This is a genomic window from Micromonospora desertarenae, from assembly GCF_056150265.1.
The window spans coordinates 1-20,070 of record NZ_JAXCFQ010000024.1 but is presented as its reverse complement, the minus strand read 5'-3'; the positions used below and the strand labels follow the sequence as shown (position 1 = coordinate 20,070).

Below are 20,070 nucleotides of genomic sequence, written 5' to 3'. Positions count from 1 at the left end.
GCCGTGCCCGGGTCATCGGCCAAAGGTTGACACCTACCGACGACGACGCCCCGGCCGCGCGCTCGGGAAGCCCGGCCGACGGAGTTGTTCGACGAGCCCGCACTCGTAACCGAGGATGACCAACTGCGTGCGGTCCCGCACGCCGAGCTTCAGGAACAGGCGGCTCAGGTACGTCTTCACCGTGGCCCGGCTGAGGAACAGCTCAGCGGCGATCTCCTCGTTGGACATGCCTCGCAGGATCGCGGCCACGACATCGCGCTCCCGCTCCGTGAGCACGTCGAACCGGGCCAGATCGGGTTGTCGGCGGTCGACCCGCGCGGAGACATCGGCGATCAACCGGCGGGTCACCTCCGGTGCGAGCATCGCGTTGCCGGCATGGACCACGTGCACGGCGCGCAGGGTCTCGGCCGGCGGAGCGTTCTTGAGCAGGAACCCGGAGGCGCCGAGGCGGAGGGCCCGGTAGACGTATTCGTCGAGGTCGAACGTCGTCAGGATGAGGACCCGCGTCGCCGGTCGTCGCTCGCAGATCAGCTCCGTCGCGGTCAGTCCGTCCATTCCCGGCATACGGATGTCCATCAACACCACGTCGGGCCGGACCCGGTCGGCTGCGGCGACGGCCTCCTGCCCGTCGCGCGCCTCACCGGTCACCACGATCGACGGATCGCTGTCGAGCAGTTCGCGCAACGACGCCCGTACCAGATCCTGGTCCTCGGCGATCAGCACGCCGATCCGCTCAGTCACCGCTGACCTCGTGCCGCGACAACGGGACGACGGCGCGCAGGGCGAACCCGCCCTCGGCCCGTCGCCCGGCGGTGAAAGTGCCGCCCATCAGTCGAACGCGCTCCCGTACACCGACCAGTCCGAACCCGGTTCCGGTGGCCGCGCCGCGGGGTGGCAACCCGTTCGCCGGACCGCTGTCCACGATCTCGACCCGTACGTCGGTGTCGCCTCCGACGACCGCCACCTGGCAGCTGGCACCGGGCGCGTACCTGGTCACGTTGGTCAGTCCCTCCTGCGTGATCCGGTAGACGGCCAGCCCGGCACCCGGCGGGACCCGGTCGCAGCCGCTCACCGTCAGGGTCACCGCGATCCCGGCATGCGCGACGCGTTCGACAAGTCCCGGCAGGTCGTCGATGCCCGGCTGCGGGCCGCGCGCCGCGCCTTCACCGGGGTCGCGGACTGCCGCCAACGCCGTACGCAGCTCATCCAGCGCCGCGCGGCTCGTCGTCTCGATCTGGGCGAGCTTCTCCCTGAGTCGTCCGGCGTCGTCGCCGCCGACCTGGCGCGCGACACCGGAGACGACCGAGATCGTGCCCAACGAGTGCGACACGATGTCGTGCACCTCCCGAGCGACCCGTAGCCGCTCCGCCGTGACCGCGTGCTCCTGCTCGGCCCGCAACGCGTGCTCGGCTTCACGTCGTTGCCGCCTCATCGCGCTGCCCAACGTCCACGTCCCGGCCAGCACCAGCAGACTCACCATCACATACCGGACGGCCTCCTCGGCGCCGGCCGGTCCGCCGACCGCGACCAGGGCGATCAGCAGCCCCATCGTCACCGAGATGGCCGGGAGCAGCCTGGTACTGCCCCGCGAGACCGCGACAGGAAACAGGGTCCACGCGGCGGCCACGAACGGGTCATGGGTCATGCCCAGCACGGCGCCGGCCAGCGTCACTCCCGCGACGAGGCAGAACGCCACGACGGACCAGCGCGATCGGAGCAGAATCCCCACGATCACCAGGACGATGGCCCACACATGCAGCGAGCGCGACCAGCCGGGACGGTCGACCAGCGGCAGCCAGAAGACCAGAACGCAGAGCAGCGCGGCACCGAGGTCCAGACCGGTCGACTCCAGCGACGACAGGACCTGACGCGGCCGAGCCATGCCTGCACACTACCCGGAGGGCCTCAGCCGACCGGCATCGCCGACGGTGTGGCCAGGCCGACGGGGCCACCGGCGGTTGCGTCGCGGGTGGCGTGGCACCCGGGACTCGCGGAGCCCCCGGTCCGGCGGCGATCGCGCCGTTGGCCATCTCCGGCAGATGTCTCGGGCGGCCCCGGCCTTGCCGAACACGTAACGCACTGGTTACGCTTTTCTGGTGGACGAGGTGGCGGCGGCGATTGCCGACCCGGTGCGGCGAGACATCCTGGTGATGCTGCGCGAGCAGCGGCTGCCCGCGGGGGAGATCGCCGACCGGTTCACCATCAGCCGGCCTGCCGTCAGCCGGCACCTGCGGGTGCTCCGGGAGAGCGGCCTGGTCCGCGCCGCGCTCGTCGGCCGCCAACGCTTCTACGAGTTGGACGCGACGCGGTTCGCCGGCCTGATCGAGTGGCTCGACCAGTTCACCCGGGCCGCCAGCTGGGAGCGTCGCCTGGACGCGCTGGAGACCGAGGTCTATCGCACCCGTCGCGAGCGCCGCCGGCGCGACCCGGCGGATCAACGACAGGAGAAAACGGCATGAGCAATCCGCCCACCGGTCGGCTCTTCCGCATCGCCGACGGCCACGATCTCGTCCTCAGCCGCACGTTCCGGGCGCCCATCGAGGACGTCTGGGCCAGCGTGACCGAACCCGACCGCACCGCCCGGTGGTTCGGCGCGTGGGAAGGCGATGCCGCTCCGGGCCGCATGATCAAAATGCAGATGGCCTACGAGGATCAGGCGCCGTGGCTCGACGCGCGGATCGACGCCTGCGACCCGCCGCGGCGCCTGGCCCTCTCGACGACCGACGAAGCCGGCAACTGGCGCGTCGAGCTACTGCTGTCGCACACCGATGGTCGAACCGAGCTCCGGCTCGTGCACCACCTCGACACCACCGACGAGATCGGCGAGACCGGCCCCGGCTGGGAGTACTACCTGGACATGTTGGTGGCAGCGCGGGAGGGCGGGTCCACGCCGGGTTTCGACGACTACTACCCGGCGATGAAGCCCTACTACGACTCGCTGCCGGCCCGCACCGACCCGGCGTGACCTCGCCGGGCGTCGGCGGGTGGAGCGGGCACCCGCCGGCATCGGTTCCTGGTTCCTCTCATCCGCCGAACAGCGGGCCCCGGCGGAACACGTGGGTCAACGCTCCGCCGAGTGGCCGGCCAGTTGATCGCCGAGAGGGCTGCGACGGTACAGCACGTGGCGTCCGTCGCGGGCGCGAGTGATCAGGCCCGCCGCGTGGAGGACCCGCAGGTGCTGTGACACGGCGCTGGGGGTGACCGCGAGTCGGCGGGCGATCTCCACCGTCGGCAGCGGCTCGGCAAGGAGATCGAGCAGTCGTGCTCGGGGCGCACCGAGGAGCGGGGCGAGAGCTGTCGCGTCGGTGGGTGTCGGCGCCCAGAGCGTCGCTACTCCACGGCAGGGGTACGCCAGCATCGGTGGCTCGTCCGGGCTGACCGGCGGGGCCGGTTTGTGGGAGAAGACGGATGGCATCAGCAGCAGTCCTCGGCCGGCTGCCGTGACCTGGTGTCGCCCGATCATCTTGTCGATGTGCAGGACGCCGTCGTGCCAGCGCAGGTTCGGGTGCATGTCGGCGAAGAGCAGGCGCGCGCCTCCGACAGCCAGTTGTCGGGCGCGGTAGGTCATGTCCGCTTCCAGGACGAGTCGGATCTGGGGCCAGGTCGGCCTGATCGCTGCTTCCCAGTAGCGGTGCAGGTGGTCGCAGATGGCGTCGCGGAGGGTGAGCACCGGCCCGTCGTCGTCTGCGGTGATCTCCTGGAAGACGGCCGGCAGCCGACCACGTGGGTACACGGCCAGCACGTCGCGGCGTACGACGTCGGCAGGTGTCCGGCGTACGGCGGCCAGTTCGTCCTCGAAGGCGGCGGCGAACTCCGTCGGCCGGGGCGTCAGGAAATCCGGGAGGCCACGGTCCGGCCCGACCAGGGACATCAGCACGTCGGTAGCGGGCGCGTCGAGTCTGCCGAGAACTGACCTGCGCCAGGGCAGGTGCAGCGCGTACAGGCCAGGCTCGCGCAACACCCGGAGGCTGAGCACGGTCTCGTGGATCGGTGAGATCGCGAAACGGGTGTCAGCGAGGTCTTCGACGCCGAGCCGGAAGCTGATCATTAAGCTCTACGCTACATCGTTTGGCGCCCGTCGCCAGGTGCTGTGAGGTTTCCGGCATGGCACAGATCAACATGACGGACCAGACCACCCGGCAGCGCACGGCGATCGTCACGGGCGCGGCACGCGGCATCGGCGCCGGAGTGGCCAAGCGTCTGGCGCGCGATGGCCTCGCGGTCGCCGTGGTCGACCTGGTCGAGGAGGACTGCGGCGGCACGGTGGATGCCATCACCCGCGACGGCGGAACGGCGGCGGCGTTCGCCGCCGACGTCAACGACGAGACGGCCGTGGCCGCCGCTGTCGCCCGGATCGCCGCCGAATTGGGAACACCGACGGTGCTGGTCAACAACGCCGGCATCGGCGGGCCCAACGCCGGCGTCGAGGAGACGAGCACCGAGCAGTGGGACGCGGTCACGGGGGTCAGCCTGCGCGGAGCGTTCTTCCTCACCCGGGCCGTCACCCCCTACATGACGGCGGCCGGCTGGGGACGGATCGTCAACATGTCGAGCATCTCCGCGCTCGGCGACTCCGGCCGGGTCGACTACGCCGCCGCGAAGGCCGGTCTGATCGGCTTCACCAAGTCGCTCGCGCTGCGGCTCGGGCAGCACGGCGTGACGGCGAACGCCATCGGACCGGGCTTCGTGGTCAGCGACATGACCAGGGTCGCGGCCGAGCGGCGGGGCCGCAGCTTCGAGGAGCACCAGCGGATCGTGGCGCAGACCATCCCGGTACGCCGGGTCGGCCGGCCCGAGGACATCGCGCACACCGCGTCGTACCTGGTGAGTCCCGAGGCCGGGTTCGTCTCCGGCCAGGTCATCTACGTCGCCGGCGGACCGGTGGACTGACGTGATCGACGCTCCCGGACAGGCGGCTCCGCGATGAGCCGCCGGCTGCTGCTCCTGCTGACGCTCACCTGCGGGGTCGCCGTCGGCAACATCTACTTCCCCCAGACGATCAGCCCGCTGGTCGCCGCCGGACTGCACCTCGACGCCGATTCGGCCGCCCTGGTGGTGACCGCTGTGCAGTTCGGCTACGCCGCCGGGATCTTCCTGCTCGTGCCGCTCGGCGACCGGCTCCCGCATCGACCGCTGATCGTCACCCTGCTCGGCCTCACCGGGTTGGGTCTGCTCGCCGCGAGCGTCGCACCCACGCTGCCGCCGCTCGCCGGGGCGAGCGTCCTCGTCGGGATCACGACCGTCGTCGCGCCGATCATCGGCCCCATGGCAGCCGGCCTCGTTGCCGACGACCGGCGCGGCGTGGTCAGCGGCACCCTGCTGAGCGGCTCGATCGGCGGCATGCTGCTGTCCCGCACGGCTGCCGGCACTCTCGGCGACTGGTTCGGATGGCGGGCGCCCTACCTGGCGGCCGCGGCCTGCGTGCTGCTCATCGCGGTGGTCATGGCCCGGGTGCTGCCGACGACACGGCCACCGTCCGGGCAGCGGTATCCGGCGCTGCTGGCCGAGTCGCTGCGTCTGCTGCGCACCGAACCCGACCTGCGCCGATCCTGCGTCTACCAGGCGACGATCTTCGCCGGCTTCTCCGCGGTCTGGACCACCGTCGCGCTGCTGCTGACCGGCCCGACGTACGGCCTGGGCGCGCCGGCGGTCGGGATGCTCGCGCTGGTCAACGCGGCGACCATGCTGTGCACACCCGCCGCCGGGCGGCAGGTGGACCGCCGGGGGAGCGACCTGGTCAACCTGGTCTGCACAGGTGGGGTTCTCGCCTCGGCCGCGGTCCTCGCGTTCGCCGGCCTCGGCGGGACGGTGGGCCTCGCGGCACTGGTGCTCGGCACGTTGCTGCTCGACGTCGGAATGCAGTCCGGCATGGTCGCCAACCAGGTACGGAACTACGCCCTGCGGCCCGAAGCGCGCAGCAGAACCAATACCGCCTACATGACCTGTGCCTACCTCGGCGGCAGCCTCGGCTCCTGGCTCGGAGCCCGCGCGTACGCCCACTACGAATGGCTGGGCGTGTGCGCGGTCCTGGCGCTCCTCGCCGCGATCGCTCTCGCCCGCCACCTGGCGTCCAGCCCTGCCACCGGCCACCGTCGAGCCACAGTCGCCGCCCAGAACACGTGAGCAAGGATGATCCTCGTGCCAGCCCCTACAGATCGCGCACCCCTGTCGCCGGATGTGCCGATGCACGACGACCAGCTCACGGTCTCCCTCGACACCGTGCGTGAGCTGGTGGACGCGCAGTTCCCCGAGTGGCGGAGCCTGCCGATCAGGCGCGTCGTCTCCGAGGGAACGGTCAATGCCATCTTCCGGATCGGGGAACGGTTCACGGCCCGGTTCCCCCTCCAGCCTCGCGCGGTCGACGCGGCGCGGGGCTGGCTGGAACGGGAAGCGGAAGCGGCCCGAGAACTGATGGGTCGTACGCGATTTCCCACCCCCGAGCCGGTCGCCATCGGTGAACCCGGCGCCAGCTACCCGCTTCCATGGTCGGTGCAGACGTGGGTACCCGGTGTCGTAGCCACCGACGAGGACCCGGGTGACTCGGTCGCGTTCGCGCACGATCTGGCCGAGTTCATCACTGGCGTGCGAGGCATCCCCACCCGGGGACGCACCTTCGACGGCCCGGGTCGCGGTGGCGGACTACCAGCGCACGACGGGTGGATGGAAACCTGCTTCCAGCGCAGCGAGACGCTGCTGGACGTCCCGCTGCTCCGCCGGATCTGGGCGGTGTTGAGGGAACTGCCGCGGGGCGCGGCGCCGGACAGGATGAACCACGGTGATCTCATTCCGGGGAACGTCCTCGTCTCCGACGGCCGGCTGGCCGGGGTTCTCGACGTGGGCGGACTGGGGCCCGCCGACCCTGCCCTTGACCTCGTAGGTGCCTGGCACCTGCTGGAACGCGAGCCCCGTCGGGCGCTTCGGCGGCAACTCGGCTGCGACGATCTCGAATGGGAACGCGGCAGAGCGTGGGCCTTCCAGCAGGCGATGGGGCTGGTTTGGTACTACCGGCGGACCAACCCCACCATGAGTCGGATGGGCCGACGCACCCTGGCGCGCATCGTTGCCGACCCGCCACCAGCCTGAGCCGGCACGTCGCGGTCGGCGGATACCGCCACCCGTCGCGCCGGGTAGCCGCTGGACCAGACGACGAAGGGCGGCCCCGGCTGGGGCCGCCCGCGCCGATCCTGCGGACTCAGTGCCCGGCCGAGGCCAGCGCCTGCCGGACCGCTGTGTGCTCCGCCGGGCGTGCCGGCACGACCGGTGCGGCCCCTGCTGACGGGTATCCGCGTCGCGTGTCACGCATGTGGTGGTCGCCGCCGTGACCCACCGACGGTCGGCTCACCCGTTGTCCCTCGGAGATGGTGTGCTCCTCGCTGGCGCGCTTCGGCCGGCGCACGCCGACGACGACTCCTGCCGCGACGAGCAGGGCCCCGGTGACGTCGGCGGGGCCGGCCTCGCCGAGGCCGAGTGCGACGGCGGTGAGCAGCGCGCCCACCGGAACGAGACCGGCGAACAGGCCCGCGCGGTCGGCGCCGAGGCGGCGCAGTGCGTCGTACCAGAGGAAGAAGGCGGCCGCGGTGACGATCGCGCCGAGGTAGCCGAAGGCGGCCGCCTGGCCGGGTGTGGGCAACCGCAGGGAATCCGTACCGTCCAGGACGAGGCCCGCGGCCAGCAGCATGGGTACGGACAGAGCGGCGGGATAGGCGGCTACCCGCAGCGGGCCGAGCTTCGGCAGCAGCGGGACGGCGAGCAGGGAGAAGGCCACCTCGCCGGCGAGTGCGCCCAAGGACAGCAGGAGGCCGGTCAGGCTACCCGAGCCGAGGCCGGCGGCGACGGCCGCGCCGAGTGCGACCACGAGCGCGGCCCCGACGGTACGGGGGGCAGGGCGTCGGCGTTGCATCAACGGCCCGATGAGGGCGAGCACGAGGGGGACGGCTCCGACCACGCTGCCGATCATGGCGGGTCCGGCATGCCGGGTGGCTTCGACGAGGAAGATGTTGAACCCGGCCAGGCCCGTGGCGGCCAGCGCGATCAGGAGCAGGACGTCACGTGAGGTCAGCCGGACGCGGGGCAGGCGCTGGTGGCGTACGACGGCGAGCAGGATCGCCGCGGCGAGCGCATAGCGCAGCGCCTGCCCGGTGAAGACGGGGTAGCCGGCGATGGTGGCGGAGACCGCTGTCGAGGTGCCGACGAGCAGCATCGCCGAGGCCGCGCCGACGCTGGCCGAGAGTCTCATGCGGCGTGCTCCGGCACCGTCGAGGTGGCGGCCGAGGAGGCCAGGACCTTGCGGGTGACCCGTTCGGCGATGGCGGCGACCAGGGTGCGCGGGCGGCGGGGTGTCAGGTGTGCGGTCAGCGCGTTGCCGAATCCGGGGGCGACGTAGCCGCGATCGCGTTCCAGCGCGCGCAGCGCGGCGCGGACCACGGGCTCCGGGGTGGTCATGGAGCCGGTGACGGCCGCCCGCCGGGTGCCGATGGCGTCGAAGAAGGCGGTTTCGACCGGGCCGGGGCACAGGGTGAGCACGCGGATGCCGCGCCGGCGGTACTCCTGACGCAGGGCGAGGCCGAAGTTCAGCACGAAGGCCTTGGCCGCGCCGTAGACGGCGAAGTACGGGGAAGGCTGGAAGGCGGCGTTGGACGCGACGTTGACGACCGCGCCGCCGCCGCGCGCCAGCATGCCGGGCACCAGCTCGTGGGTGAGGTCGACGAGCGCGACGACATTGACCATCAGCTGGTCGTGGTCGCGGGCTCCGGATATCTCCTCGAAGCGGCCGCAGGTACCGAAGCCGGCGTTGTTGACCAGCAGGTCGACGCTCAGACCGCGGGTGGCCAGCTGGTCGGCGACGCGGCGGGCGGCGTCCGGCTCGGCGAGGTCCTGGACCAGCACGTGGGCGCGGACGCCGTGCTCGGCGACCAGGCGCTCGGCGAGGGTGGCAAGCCGGTCGCCGGAGCGCGCCACCAGGATCACGTCGTGCCCGAGGGCGGCGAGTTGCGCGGCGAACTCCGCGCCGAGCCCGGACGAGGCTCCGGTGACAAGGGCAGTGCGGTTCATGAGTTCCTCCTCAGCTGCGACAAGTGCGAGAGGAGCGTAGCAGAAATCCGATGAACTGCAACAGTCATGTTGCAGGTAATGACGACACCGCATCAGGGTTGTATTGTGTTCCTAGCCAAGTGGCATACGGGAGGCGTGATGGGTGGAACGACGGCACGATCGTTGCGGGCGGACGCGGAGCGCAGCGTGCGCGCGATCCTGGAGGCGGCCGAGCAGGTGCTCGCCGAAGAGCCCGGCGCCTCGATGGAGCAGATCGCCGCGGCCGCGGGAGTGGCCCGGACGACGATTCACCGGCGCTTCGCCAACCGGCAGGCGCTGATCGACGCGCTCGCCTCCTCCGCGGCCCGCCAGCTCGCCCAGGCGGTGGAGGACGGCAGGCCGGACACCGCACCGCCGCTGGTGGCGATGCACCGGATCACCGCCAACGTGCTCCAGGTCAAGAGCGCCTGGGCGTTCGCCCTGGGGCTGCCGGCCGCCCCGGACAGCGAGGCCGCTCTCCTCCACCAGGACATCGCCCGCCGCTGCACCGCCGTGCTGAGGCGAGCCCAGGCCGACAAGCTCATCGACGAGGCAGCCGACCTCGACTGGGTGCGCCGGGTCTACTACGCGCTGCTCGGAGAATCCCTGCACGGCAACCCGGACGGGGCCGACCCGGACGCCCTCGCCGCCCGCATCATCGACACTCTGCTGCACGGCGCCGGCCCGCGCGCCTGAGCGCCTGCTTCTCTCGCGGGCCGTCGTCGAGCAGCTCGCCGCGCCCGGGCCGGGCTCCGACGCCGGGGTGCGCCGGACTAGTCCTGGCCGGCCGGCTCGATCGGCTGTGGCCCGCGGTGCTGTCCCAGCTTGGCGAAGGAGTGGACGAGCGGCGTCTGCCGGTCGGTGCGCCAGACGAGGGCCCATTCGGTGGGCGGGGCGTCGTGGATGGGCAGGTATACGACGCCGGGGTAGGTGTAGTACCGGGTGACGTGTGCGTTGAGTGGGCTGACGAGCTGCCCGGCGGCGACGAGGGCGAGGACCTCGTGGAAGGTGCGCGTGCGGGGGCCGCGGGGGATGGGCTGGCCGCTCGGGGTGACGGCGGGCAGCATGGCCTCGACCCAGTAGTCCGGTGCGTCGGTTCCGGGGTCGAGCACCGTGCGCCCGGCCAGGTCCTCCACCGACACCGCCTGGCGTACGGCCAGGTCGGAGGTCTCCGGCACGGCCAGTACGCGCCCCTCGGTGAGGACGACGGGTCCGGTGGTGAGGTCGTCCTCGTGGACGGGCAGCCACATCAGCTGCATGTCGACGTGCTCGGCGCGCAGGGCCGAGAACGGGTCGCTGAAGTGGAACTCGACGGTCTCGACGGTGCAGGCCGGGTGGTCGGCGGTGAACTTCTCGATCAGCGGTCTCAGTTCGTTGCCCAGCGCGCCCATCACGCCGATGCGCAGCGTGCCGTGGACACCCTGGGCTTCGGCGGCGGCGCCGGCCAGGCCGCTCTGGATGAGGTCGTACGCCTGCCGAAGGTCCTCGCGCAGACGTTGGCCGACCGGGGTCAGTCGCACCACGCGGCTGGTGCGCTCGAACAGCGGGGCGCCGACGCGCCGTTCCTGCTTCTTGATCGACTGGCTGACCCGTGCCTGCGTGACATGCAGCTTCTGCGCCGCGCGGCCGAAGTGCAGCTCCTCGGCGAGCGTCAGGAAGATCTCGATGTCACGCAGTTCCATCAGGTCCCTTCGATCAATAAGTGTGAGCTAATGCCATGTTATCCAGGCCGTCGTTGATCTTCGGGCGCGCTGCGCGGAAAGCTGCCGCTGACCAGGCGAGCACCGGAAGAAGGCGGCACACGTGCGCACCACAGACACCGAACCCGCTCTGCGGCTGGACCGGCTGACCAAGACGTTCGGGAGAACGCCCGCGGTGGCGGGCGTGAACCTGACCGTGCCCGCGGGCGCGTTCCTGGGGCTGGTCGGGCAGAACGGCGCCGGCAAGACCACCACGCTGTCGATGGCCGTCGGGCTGCTGCGGCCCGACAGCGGCAGTGCCCACCTGTTCGGCGTGGACGTGTGGGCGAAGCCCGCCCGCGCCAAGGCCCTGGTGGGAGTCCTGCCGGACGGGTTGGCCCTGCCGGAGCGCCTCACCGGCCGGGAGCTGCTCACCTATCTGGGTCTGCTGCGCGGCCTGCCCAAGGACGTCGCCGACGAGCGGGCCGGGCAACTGCTGAGCGTCCTGGAGCTCGACCGAGCCGAGCGGACCCTGGTGATCGAGTATTCCACCGGTATGCGCAAGAAGATCGGCCTGGCCGCGGCACTGCTGCACGCTCCCCGGCTCCTTGTCCTGGACGAGCCGTTCGAAGCGGTGGACCCGGTTTCCGCGGCGACCATCAAGACGATCCTGCGCGGATTCGTCGCCGGCGGCGGCACGATCGTGCTGTCCAGCCACGTCATGGCGCTGGTCGAGCAGCTGTGCGACCACGTGGCCGTCATCGACCGCGGACACGTGGCAGCAGCGGGAACGCTGGCACAGGTCCGTGGCGGGCGCAGCCTCGAGGACGTGTTCGTCGACCTCGTGGGCGCGAACCGAACCACCGGGAAGGAGCTGTCGTGGCTGTCGCGCTGACCCTGGCCCGGATGAAGGCGACGCTCCTGCGGCACTCACTGCGCGGCCGGCAGCAACCGATGACCCTCACCGGCCTGACCCTCGGACTGCTGCTCGCCGGCGGCACGCTCTACCTGGCCGCCACCGGAGATCACGAGCTGCTGGCCGCCGTCTACGCGTTGTGGATGCTGGGCTGGGCACTGGGACCCGTGGCGATGGGCGGCGGCGGCGAAACCCTCACGCCCGAGCACTTCGCGCTGCTCGGCCTGAAACCCCACCGCCAGGCGACAGGTCTGTTGGCGGCGGCGTTCGTCGGTCTGGCGCCGCTGGTGAGCCTGACGGCGCTGCTCGGCCTGCTCGTGTCCGGGATCCGGCAGGACCTGGCCGGTGCGCTGACGGCGGTGCCGGCGATCATCCTGCAGCTCGCCCTGTTCGTCCTGCTGTCGAAGGTCGCCGTGGGACTACTGCGCCTGGCCCTGCGCTCGCGCGTCGGCGCCGTCGCGGCCGGCGTCGTCAACGGGTCCGTCCTGGCTGCGCTGTGCCAGATCTGGGTCTTCCTCGCACTGTTCGACCAGCACGGCGTCCCCCGGTTCGTCGCCCACCTCCCGTCGAGTTGGGGCCTGCGTGCCATCCGCGGTGACAGCCTCGCCCTGGCCGGCCTGGCCCTGGTGGACCTGCTGCTCCTGGCGGTCTGGACCGCCCTGCTGGCCAGGCCGGCCACCGCCGCACCGACCTCGGGCCGGCCCCGCCGACCCATCACCGCGACCACCGCCCGGGGCGCCATCGTGGCCCGGGAACTGCGCACCTGGTCCCGGGACCTGGCCCGCAACTACCAGATCGTCTTCGCGCTCAGCTTCGGTGTCTGTTTCGGCGCGACACCGCTCCTGCTCGGCTGGCCCGGCATGCTGCCCTACGCCGGCCCGATCGTCATCCTGATGGCCGCGGGCATGACCGCGAACCTCTACGGCGCCGACGGCACCGCCCTCTGGCTCACCATCACCAACCCGGAGGGCAGCGACGTCCGCGGCCGGCAGCGAGCCTGGCTGGCAGCCGTCGGACCGGCCGCGGCCGTCGTCACGCTGGCCGGCACCGCCATCGCGGGCGGACCGTGGCCGCTCATGCTCGCCCTGCTGCCCGCGCTGCTCGGCGCCGCGGCCGGCCTGGTGCCCCTGCTGGCGGTGTACGGACTGGTCCCGGGTATCGACCCGCACAAGCGCGGCGCCAACCCGCTGCGACTCAGCGACGACAACGGCGGCCTGACCGGGCTGACCTACGTCACGCTCGCCCTCGTCGCGGCAGCCGCGGCACCGGCCGCACTGCTCGCCCTGCGGTACGGCTGGGCCGCGGTGCCCGCCGGCCTCGTGTCGGGCCTGCTGTGTTACTGGGGCCTGGGGCTTCTGGCAGCACGGCGCCTGGCCGCGCGGGCGCCGGAACTTCTGCACGCCATGCGTACCGGCCGCAAGCCCCGGGCCCACGCAGCGCCGCGACTGCCCGCCCTGCCCGCCCGCGCGCAGAACGCCGAATGGGTCGGCTTCGCCCTGGCGGCGGTCCCGCTGTTCCCCCAGGGTGTCGTCGCCGCGTTCTTCGTCGCCGCCGGTGCCGAGCGCCACACGTGGTTCCTGGCCACCTACCTGAGGCAGGACCTGCGCTGGCCGACCGTGATCGGCATGATCGTGCTCGGGCTCGTCATGTTCGGCGCCGCCTGGTACCGAAAGCGACGGTCCGCTGTCGTGGCCGCATCGCCCGGCGTCGCCAGCGGTCCACCGGCATGATTTCCCCGGTGTCGGCGCGGCCCGGGGCAGTCGCGGCTCTGCCGAGGACAGTGCGCCGGATCTCGCTTGAGAATCTTCTTGCCGGCCGGACTTCTGCACAGAATGATCCGGTGCCGTGTCGATCATAGGTATGGATGCCGAAGTTCCGACCGGCCGGGTCGTCGTCGTGATCGATGTGATTCGGGCCTTCACCACGGCTGCGGTTGCCTTCGAGCGTGGCGTGACAGAGATAGCCTGCGCGCCGTCGGTCGAGGTCGGCCGGGCTCTCCGGCGGCGACTCCCCGACCGCCTTCTGGTCGGGGAGACCAACGGCCTCAAGCCCGTGGATTTCGACTTCGGGAACTCGCCGTTCGAGATGTCGGCGGCGCGGCTCGACGGCCGGCGTCTGATCCAGGCGACATCGAACGGCACACTCGGGCTCGCTCGGTGTCCGGACCCGACGGCGCTGCTCGCGGTGTCAGCGAGGAATGTCGGTGCCACCGCCCGCTGGATCGCGGGCAACCACGCCGATACTCCGTACACACTCATCTGCACCGGAACGACCGCCGAGGACTGGGCCTGTGCGAGGTACCTGAGCGGCCTCCTCGACGGGTCAGCGCCGCGACCGGCAGACCTGGTCGCCGGCATCATGGACGGCGCCGCCGAACATGCTCGTGGCTATGCCCGGCTACCCGCGTCCGAACGTGTCGATCTTTCCGACGACCTCCGCTTCTGCCGCGAGGTCGACCGGGCCGGATTCGCCATGGTCGGCGACGTCCGCGAGGATCACGTCGTCCTCGCGAAGGTGCCGTGCTGACATGGCCGGTCTCGCAGCCCGTCCATCGGTCACGCCGGCCGGACGTGCCGAGGGCCCGGTGGGGATGGCCGATAGCGCTTGAGCAGCAGGTGCCGGGCGCCGGCCGAACTCCTGCCGCCGCCGGAACCTCGCCGGGGGCAACGGGGCGGGGAGCAGGTCAGGCAGCCGCCGGCTCGCCCAGCAACGCGCGGATCTCGTCGGCCTCCGGGTCGCCGAGCTCGTCGAAGACGGCGAGCGCCCGACGCCAGCAGGATCGGGCGCGGTGGACGTCACCCCGCTCGACCAGCGACCGACCCAGCGCCAGCAGGGTCCGCGCCCTGCCGTGTTCGTTGCCGGTGGACCGGTGCAGCCGTACCGCCTCGCGGAAGCGCAGGATCGCCCGGTCGTGGTCGCCCAGTTCGGCGTGCGCCTCACCGAGGTTGGCGATGCAGATCGCCTCGGCGTACCGGTCGCCCGCGTCGCGCATCGCCGTCAGCGCCTCCTCGTGGCGGGCGATCGCCTCCCCGGGCTGGCCCAGCAGGACGTGGCACTGGGCCATGTTCTGCAGCGCCACGCCCTCACCCCGCCGGTTGCCCCGCAGCTGGTGCTCCACCCGGGCGAGGGCGAACGTCGCCAGCGCCTCGTCCGGGCGGCCCGCCTCGGCGTGCGCCACGGCCAGGCTGTTCAGGCTGGTGGCCCGCCAGTCCCGGTCGCCGCTGGCCTCGTGCAGACGCAGCGACTCCTGGTACAGGTCGATGGCCTCGGCGTAGCGTCGGCTCTCGCACAGCGCGGTCGCCAGGCTGGCCAGCAGCGCTCCCTCGGCCCGCCGGTCACCGGCGGCACGGGTGGCGGCCACCCCGATGCGGGTCGCCGCCCGCCAGTCCTCCCGGCGCTTGGCGATGTACCAGTACGCCGAGGCGGCCAGCGCGATCCGCCAGGCGTGCCCGGACGCCCTGCCGGACGCCGCCGCGCGGACCACCGGCAGCAGGTTGGTCCGTTCGCTCTCGCACCAGCTCAACGCCGCCTGGTAGGTGTCGACGCGGACCGGCTCGACCAGGGCCGGCGCGGGCGGCGCGAAGTGCGGCCGGTGCGGCTGCAGCACCCGGCCCGCCGCGTCGACGGTGTGCAGGTACCAGTCCATCAGCCGGTCGAACGCCAGCCGCCGGTCCGCCGCGTGGTCCGGCGACTCGGCCAGTTCCCTGGCGTACGCGCCCACCAGGTCGTGGAACTGGTAGCGGTCCGGGGCCGGCAGCTGCAGGAGGCTGGCCCGGTGCAGCTCGGCGGCCAACTCCCGGACCCGGGGCGGGTCGAGACCGGTGAGCGCCGCCGCGGCGTGGACGCCGACGCTCTCGCCGGGGTGCAGGGCCAGCCGCCAGAACAGCGCCGCGGCCGGCGGTGACAGGCAGCGGTACGACCAGGAGAAGACGGTACGGAGGTTGACGTCCGGACCGTCCGACCCGGCGAAGGCGTCGAGCCGGCGTCCCTGCCGCAGCTCCCGCAGCAGGTCGCCGAGGGGTCGGTCCGGCAGCTCCAGCGCGCGGGCGGCGACGATCCGGATCGCCAGTGGCACGTGCCCGCAGTAGTCGGCCAGGGCCTCCCGCTCGTCGGGTCGGGACCGGTGCAGGCACCCGGCGACCAGGTCCACCGACTCGGCCGGCCGCAGCGGCGCCAGGCTGAGCGGCACCGCCTGCTCGCGCACCACGAGCCCGGTCAGCCGGCGACGGCTGGTCACCACGACCAGACCGGCCAGGTTCCCCGGCAGCAGCGGTCGGACCTGGCTGGCGTCGTAGGCGTTGTCCAGCACGAGCAGCAGCCGCCGGCCGTCGGTCAGGCTGCGCATCCGCCCGCTCTGGGCGTCCACCGTGGGCGGGATGTCCGCCGCCGGCACGCCGAGCGAGAGCAGCAGCCGGGGCAGCGCCTCCGCCGGCCGCATCGGGGTGTCACCGGGGCTGAACCCGCGCAGGTCCAGGTAGACCTGGCCGTCCGGGAAGTGGCGCCGGCGCAGGTGGCCCCAGTGCAGAGCGAGGGCCGTCTTGCCGATCCCACCCATGCCGTCGATGACGACGACGCCGGCTCCGTCGCCGCGCCGCACGGCGTCCAGCCGGCCGTCGAGCGTGGCGAGTTCGGCGTGCCGGCCGACGAACACGCCGTGGGCGGGCGGCAGCTCGGCCGGCCGTACGGGTGGATCGGTGCGGCTGCCGCGCGGCCGGCTGCCGGCCGGCCCCGGCGCGACCTCCAGCGCCGGGTCGGCCCGCAGGATCGCGGCTTCCAGCTGCCGCAGTTCCGGAGTGGGATCGAGGCCGAACTCGGCGACCAGCCGGGCCCGCAGGTCGCGGTAGGTCCGCAGGGCCTCGTCGGTGCGCCCCTCCCGGTGCAGGACCAGCATGAGCTGACCGAGCAGGCGCTGCCGGAAGGGGTGCTCGGCGACCAGCTTGGTCAGCTCGTCCAGCGCCTCCCGGGACCGGCCCAGCCGGATCCGTGCCTCCAGCCGGTCCTCCACCGCCGTCCACATCACCTCGCGCAGGCCGGCGCAGAGGCGGTCGCGCACGTCCGTCGGCGCCACGTCGGCCAGCGGGTCGCCCCGCCACAGCTCGAGCGCCAGGTCGAACAACTCGACCGCTGGCGCGTCGTCGGCCTGCCGCGCCCGCGCGACCAGGTCGGTGAAGCGGTGCACGTCGACCGCGCCCGGCTCCACCCGCATCAGGTAGCCACCGCCGGTGTGCAGGATCTCGCAGCCGCCGGGCGGGTCGGCGGCCCCCGCGTCCCGGGCACGGCGCAGGCAGGCGCGCAGCCGGGAGACGAGCGCCTGGAGCGTGCCCCGGGCGGAAGCTGGCGGGTCGGACCCCCAGACGAGCTCGACGAGCCGGTCCACCGTGACCGGGCGGCCGGGTTCCAGCAGGAGCAGTCCGAGCACCAGGCGCTGCTGGCGGGAGCCGAGATCGATCGACGTGCCGGCGGCGTACGCCTCGACCGCACCGAGGACCCGGAACTCCACCTGGTCACCTCCGGCCGTCCATTATGGCCGCCGTGCGGCAAGCCGTCTGCAGGCTTTCTGCAACCGGCCGGGATGATCCTTCGCGCGCCCGGATCTCACGAGGATCGATCCGTTCGGGACCTACGTCACCCGCCCATCGCGCCCACTGGGAGGTTCATCGTGCCTGTACTCGTACGCCGCCTGCGACCGTGGCTGGTCGCCGGCGGCGACGCCCTGCTCGCCGCGGCGCTGACCGTTGCCGTCTGCTGGCTGGTGCTGCGGTCGCTGGCCGGCGGCGCGGCCGGGCCGGTGGGCGCCTACCTGGCCGGCGACCTGACCGGCCTGGCCGCCGCGGTCGCCGCGAGCACCGGCGCGCCGCTGGACTGGAGCATCGGCGCCACCGGCGGCCGGCTGTATCCGATCTCCCTGCTGTTGAGCGGTTCCCAGCTGGCCCTGCTGGTGGCCGGCCCGCTGGCCGCCGCGGTGCTGCTGGCCTGGCGGGCCCGCCGCCGCCCGCGGTCGCCCGGTGCGGCCGCACTGGCGGCCGGCGGCTACGCGGCCCTGATCGGCGGCCTGTCCGCCGCGGGCGCGGCCACGACGACGGACCCGCTGGTGCAGCTCGCCTCGCCGGCCTGGCTCGCCGGGCTGGCCGCCCTGGCCTGGGCCGGAACCGCCCAGCTGGTCGCGGCCGCGCTGCCCCGGCGCCGGGCGCGGGCGCTGGCCACTCCGGCCCGGGCCGGGGTGCTCGCCCTGGTGCTGGTGGCGGCGGGCCTGGTGGTCGGGCAGCCGGCCGCGGCGCAGCCGGCGCGACCTCCGGCCGAGCGGGTGGTGCCGTTCGTGGGCGACCCGACGCCCGCACCCACCGGCTACCGGCGCGCCGGGGTGGCCGCCGCGCTCGCGCGGGTCACCGCCGAGCAGGGGCAGGCACCGCTCGCCGCGTTCGAGCCGTGGCGCGGGACGCCGTCGATGCTGAGCCTGTCCAGCCGCCTCGGTGGGGACGTGCCGGGCTGGCTGCGGCGCAACTCGGGCCTGTTCGGCGTGGCCGACGCGAGCGCCCAACTGCGGCCGCTGCGGGAGCAGCGCGAGCCGACCGGCGAGCGGCACGTGTGGTTCGAGCAGCACGTGGGCGGGGTGCCGGTCTACGGCTCCCGGGTCGCCGTGCACCTGGACGCGACCGGCCGCACGGTGGAGTTCCTGACCAACTCGCTGGAGCCGGACCTGGTCGTGGACCGGGTCAGCGCAGCGGTCAGCGCGGAGGCCGCGACGGCGAACGCCCGCCGCGCGCTGCCCGACGGTTCGTTGGTGGAGCCGGCGAAGCTGTACCTGCTGCCCGCCGGCGCGGATCCGGGCCGGCGTACGCCGACCGTGCTGGCCTGGCACGTCTGGCTCACCGACGCCGGCCAGGGCGTGTCGACGTCGTACTTCGTCGACGCGGCGACCGGGCGGCTGGTGTACGCGCTGCCGCGCGCCGCGCACGCCAAGAACCGGCGCATCTACGACCTGAACAAGCTCTCCGAGGACAAGGTGCCGGTGTCGCCGAAGCGGGCGGAGGGCGACGGGCCCAGCGGCATCCAGGACGTCGACGAGGCGTACGACCACCTCGGCGACACCTACGACTACTTCCACCAGACCTTCGGCCGGGACAGCTTCGACGACGAGGGCGGGCAGTTGCGGGCGCTGGTGCGGGTACGGCAGAACCCGGACCGACCGATGCGCAACGCGATGTTCATACCGGACGTCATCGACACCATGGTGTTCGGCGAGGAGATGACCAAGCTGGACGTGGTCGCGCACGAACTGACCCACGGGGTCACCTTCGAGACCGCCGACCTGTGGTACATGTACCAGTCCGGAGCGCTCAACGAGAGCTTCTCCGACATCTTCGCCGAGGCGGTGGAGAAGTTCGCCACCGGCAGCAACGACTGGCTGGTCGGCACCGGCATCCCCGGCGGCCCGCTGCGCAGCATGGCCGACCCGCCGTCGTACGGCGATCCCGGCCACTACCGCGACTTCGAGCGCAGCTGCCTGGACATGGGCGGCGTGCACACCAACTCGGGCATCCAGAACAAGGCGTTCTACCTGCTGTCGCAGAAGATCGGCATCGAGAAGGCGGCCCGGATCGCCTACCGCACCCTGACCACGTACCTGGCCCCGCGGGCCCGGTTCACCGACTCCCGGGTCGGCTTCATCGAGTCGGCCAACAAGCTGTACGGCAAGGGCTCGACCGAGGCCAAGGAGGCGGCCGCCGCGTGGACCGCGGTCGGTGTCGACGGCGTGTACGAGCAGGACCGGCAGGACTGCCTGTGCATCGCCGACACCTCGCTGACCGGGGTGGGCCCGGAGGGCCTGGAACCCCAGGGGCCGGGCGTGGACGCGGTGCTCGGCGCGCTGCTGCACGTGCGGGACCTGTTCACCGACGGGCGCACCCCGGCCCTGCGGCACTACGAGGTGATCTACGCCGACGGCAGCGACCGGGCGATCGCGCTGATGACCGCCGACGACGACCTGCGCCGGCGCACCGCCCACGCGATGCAGACACTGCAACCGGTGCTGCAGACCGTCGGCACCCCGGACGGTGACGCCACCGTGGTGACGGCGGCGATGCTCACCGAGGTGGAGACCCTGCTGCGCGACTACGCGGCCGCCGACCGGGCGGCCGGTGGCGGCGAACTGGCGTCGGTCATCGAGACCGAACTCGGCAAGGCGAACTTCCCGGCGTTGTCCGGGCTGACCGCCAACCAGGCGCTGTCGTACCTCGACACGCACGTCGGCTGATTCCTTCTCCGGTGGTGGGGGGGGGCCCCCCCGCCGCCCCCCCCCCCCCCCCCCACCGCCGGGCCGGAGGCCGACCTCTGGTCGCTGGGCGCCACCCTCTACGCGGCCGTGGAGGGCAAGTCGCCGTACGCCCGGCCCTCGGCGATCGCCAC

General features: G+C 72.7%; 17 protein-coding genes. 10 read left to right on the top strand and 7 right to left on the bottom strand.

What is annotated here, in order from left to right:
• Positions 1-33 precede the first annotated feature (33 nt).
• A complete protein-coding gene (locus SM577_RS31160; RefSeq protein ID WP_302917374.1) occupies positions 34-741 on the bottom strand; it encodes a response regulator transcription factor in 708 nt (235 codons plus the stop codon).
• Positions 734-1,882 carry a sensor histidine kinase gene (locus tag SM577_RS31155; RefSeq protein WP_302917373.1) on the bottom strand — a complete coding sequence of 383 codons (1,149 nt, stop codon included), beginning with the start codon at positions 1,880-1,882 and terminating at the stop codon, positions 734-736. The genes SM577_RS31160 and SM577_RS31155 overlap by 8 nt, the downstream gene beginning before the upstream one ends.
• Positions 1,883-2,096: 214 nt before the next feature.
• On the opposite strand from SM577_RS31155, the gene SM577_RS31150 reads away from it, so the two are divergent.
• Entirely contained in the window at positions 2,097-2,459 is a 363-nt protein-coding gene (locus SM577_RS31150) for a metalloregulator ArsR/SmtB family transcription factor (protein ID WP_302917372.1), read from the top strand.
• Entirely contained in the window at positions 2,456-2,965 is a 510-nt protein-coding gene (locus tag SM577_RS31145; RefSeq protein ID WP_474588657.1) for an SRPBCC family protein, read from the top strand. The genes SM577_RS31150 and SM577_RS31145 overlap by 4 nt, the downstream gene beginning before the upstream one ends.
• Positions 2,966-3,061: 96 nt before the next feature.
• Here the strand turns inward: SM577_RS31145 and SM577_RS31140 are convergent, their stop codons facing one another.
• A complete protein-coding gene (locus tag SM577_RS31140; RefSeq protein ID WP_474582918.1) occupies positions 3,062-4,048 on the bottom strand; it encodes an ArsR/SmtB family transcription factor in 987 nt (328 codons plus the stop codon).
• A 56-nt stretch (positions 4,049-4,104) separates the two neighbouring features.
• Here SM577_RS31140 and SM577_RS31135 point away from each other — a divergent pair, with 56 nt between their 5' ends.
• Genes SM577_RS31135 through SM577_RS31125 form a run of 3 tightly spaced genes read left to right on the top strand, consistent with a single transcriptional unit; the run spans position 4,105 to position 7,083 of the window.
• The gene (locus SM577_RS31135; protein ID WP_302917369.1) at positions 4,105-4,890 is read left to right on the top strand and encodes an SDR family NAD(P)-dependent oxidoreductase; all 786 of its coding nucleotides are present in this window, start codon (positions 4,105-4,107) and stop codon (positions 4,888-4,890) included.
• 33 nt (positions 4,891-4,923) lie between these two features.
• On the top strand, positions 4,924-6,123 hold the full coding sequence (locus tag SM577_RS31130; RefSeq protein WP_302917368.1) for an MFS transporter: 1,200 nt from the start codon (positions 4,924-4,926) through the stop codon (positions 6,121-6,123).
• A 60-nt stretch (positions 6,124-6,183) separates the two neighbouring features.
• Complete coding sequence (locus SM577_RS31125; RefSeq protein ID WP_302917367.1) at positions 6,184-7,083, top strand: aminoglycoside phosphotransferase family protein; 900 nt, start codon at positions 6,184-6,186, stop codon at positions 7,081-7,083.
• A 109-nt stretch (positions 7,084-7,192) separates the two neighbouring features.
• Here the strand turns inward: SM577_RS31125 and SM577_RS31120 are convergent, their stop codons facing one another.
• Complete coding sequence (locus SM577_RS31120; protein WP_302917366.1) at positions 7,193-8,236, bottom strand: DMT family transporter; 1,044 nt, start codon at positions 8,234-8,236, stop codon at positions 7,193-7,195.
• Positions 8,233-9,051 (bottom strand): SDR family NAD(P)-dependent oxidoreductase, encoded by an 819-nt coding sequence (locus SM577_RS31115; RefSeq protein ID WP_474588656.1) that lies wholly within the window; start codon positions 9,049-9,051, stop codon positions 8,233-8,235. The genes SM577_RS31120 and SM577_RS31115 overlap by 4 nt, the downstream gene beginning before the upstream one ends.
• Before the next feature lie 138 nt (positions 9,052-9,189).
• Between SM577_RS31115 and SM577_RS31110 the strand changes: the two genes are divergently transcribed.
• The gene (locus SM577_RS31110) at positions 9,190-9,765 is read left to right on the top strand and encodes a TetR/AcrR family transcriptional regulator (RefSeq protein WP_474582921.1); all 576 of its coding nucleotides are present in this window, start codon (positions 9,190-9,192) and stop codon (positions 9,763-9,765) included.
• A 77-nt stretch (positions 9,766-9,842) separates the two neighbouring features.
• Here the strand turns inward: SM577_RS31110 and SM577_RS31105 are convergent, their stop codons facing one another.
• A complete protein-coding gene (locus SM577_RS31105; RefSeq protein ID WP_302917363.1) occupies positions 9,843-10,751 on the bottom strand; it encodes a LysR family transcriptional regulator in 909 nt (302 codons plus the stop codon).
• 121 nt (positions 10,752-10,872) lie between these two features.
• On the opposite strand from SM577_RS31105, the gene SM577_RS31100 reads away from it, so the two are divergent.
• The 3 genes from SM577_RS31100 to SM577_RS31090 all read left to right on the top strand — a co-directional run bounded on the left by SM577_RS31100 (position 10,873) and on the right by SM577_RS31090 (position 14,190).
• Entirely contained in the window at positions 10,873-11,643 is a 771-nt protein-coding gene (locus SM577_RS31100; RefSeq protein ID WP_474588655.1) for an ABC transporter ATP-binding protein, read from the top strand.
• Positions 11,628-13,394: a hypothetical protein gene (locus tag SM577_RS31095; protein WP_474588654.1), complete on the top strand. Its 1,767-nt coding sequence runs from the start codon at positions 11,628-11,630 to the stop codon at positions 13,392-13,394. The genes SM577_RS31100 and SM577_RS31095 overlap by 16 nt, the downstream gene beginning before the upstream one ends.
• 130 nt (positions 13,395-13,524) lie before the next feature.
• Positions 13,525-14,190 carry a 2-phosphosulfolactate phosphatase gene (locus SM577_RS31090; RefSeq protein ID WP_302917361.1) on the top strand — a complete coding sequence of 222 codons (666 nt, stop codon included), beginning with the start codon at positions 13,525-13,527 and terminating at the stop codon, positions 14,188-14,190.
• A 157-nt stretch (positions 14,191-14,347) separates the two neighbouring features.
• Here the strand turns inward: SM577_RS31090 and SM577_RS31085 are convergent, their stop codons facing one another.
• On the bottom strand, positions 14,348-17,164 hold the full coding sequence (locus tag SM577_RS31085) for an AfsR/SARP family transcriptional regulator (protein ID WP_474588653.1): 2,817 nt from the start codon (positions 17,162-17,164) through the stop codon (positions 14,348-14,350).
• Positions 17,165-17,323: 159 nt separating this feature from the next.
• Here SM577_RS31085 and SM577_RS31080 point away from each other — a divergent pair, with 159 nt between their 5' ends.
• On the top strand, positions 17,324-19,918 hold the full coding sequence (locus tag SM577_RS31080; protein ID WP_474588652.1) for a M4 family metallopeptidase: 2,595 nt from the start codon (positions 17,324-17,326) through the stop codon (positions 19,916-19,918).
• Positions 19,919-20,070 lie beyond the last annotated feature (152 nt).

Excerpts from the sequence above, each read along its gene's own strand:
- SM577_RS31115 (WP_474588656.1), bottom strand. The coding sequence starts at position 9,051 with ATGAACCGCACTGCCCTTGTCACCGGAGCCTCGTCCGGGCTCGGCGCG.
- SM577_RS31090 (WP_302917361.1), top strand. The coding sequence starts at position 13,525 with ATGGATGCCGAAGTTCCGACCGGCCGGGTCGTCGTCGTGATCGATGTG.
- SM577_RS31145 (WP_474588657.1), top strand. The coding sequence starts at position 2,456 with ATGAGCAATCCGCCCACCGGTCGGCTCTTCCGCATCGCCGACGGCCAC.
- SM577_RS31155 (WP_302917373.1), bottom strand. The coding sequence starts at position 1,882 with ATGGCTCGGCCGCGTCAGGTCCTGTCGTCGCTGGAGTCGACCGGTCTG.
- SM577_RS31135 (WP_302917369.1), top strand. The coding sequence starts at position 4,105 with ATGGCACAGATCAACATGACGGACCAGACCACCCGGCAGCGCACGGCG.
- SM577_RS31130 (WP_302917368.1), top strand. The coding sequence starts at position 4,924 with ATGAGCCGCCGGCTGCTGCTCCTGCTGACGCTCACCTGCGGGGTCGCC.
- SM577_RS31140 (WP_474582918.1), bottom strand. The coding sequence starts at position 4,048 with ATGATCAGCTTCCGGCTCGGCGTCGAAGACCTCGCTGACACCCGTTTC.
- SM577_RS31110 (WP_474582921.1), top strand. The coding sequence starts at position 9,190 with ATGGGTGGAACGACGGCACGATCGTTGCGGGCGGACGCGGAGCGCAGC.
- SM577_RS31125 (WP_302917367.1), top strand. The coding sequence starts at position 6,184 with ATGCACGACGACCAGCTCACGGTCTCCCTCGACACCGTGCGTGAGCTG.
- SM577_RS31105 (WP_302917363.1), bottom strand. The coding sequence starts at position 10,751 with ATGGAACTGCGTGACATCGAGATCTTCCTGACGCTCGCCGAGGAGCTG.
- SM577_RS31120 (WP_302917366.1), bottom strand. The coding sequence starts at position 8,236 with ATGAGACTCTCGGCCAGCGTCGGCGCGGCCTCGGCGATGCTGCTCGTC.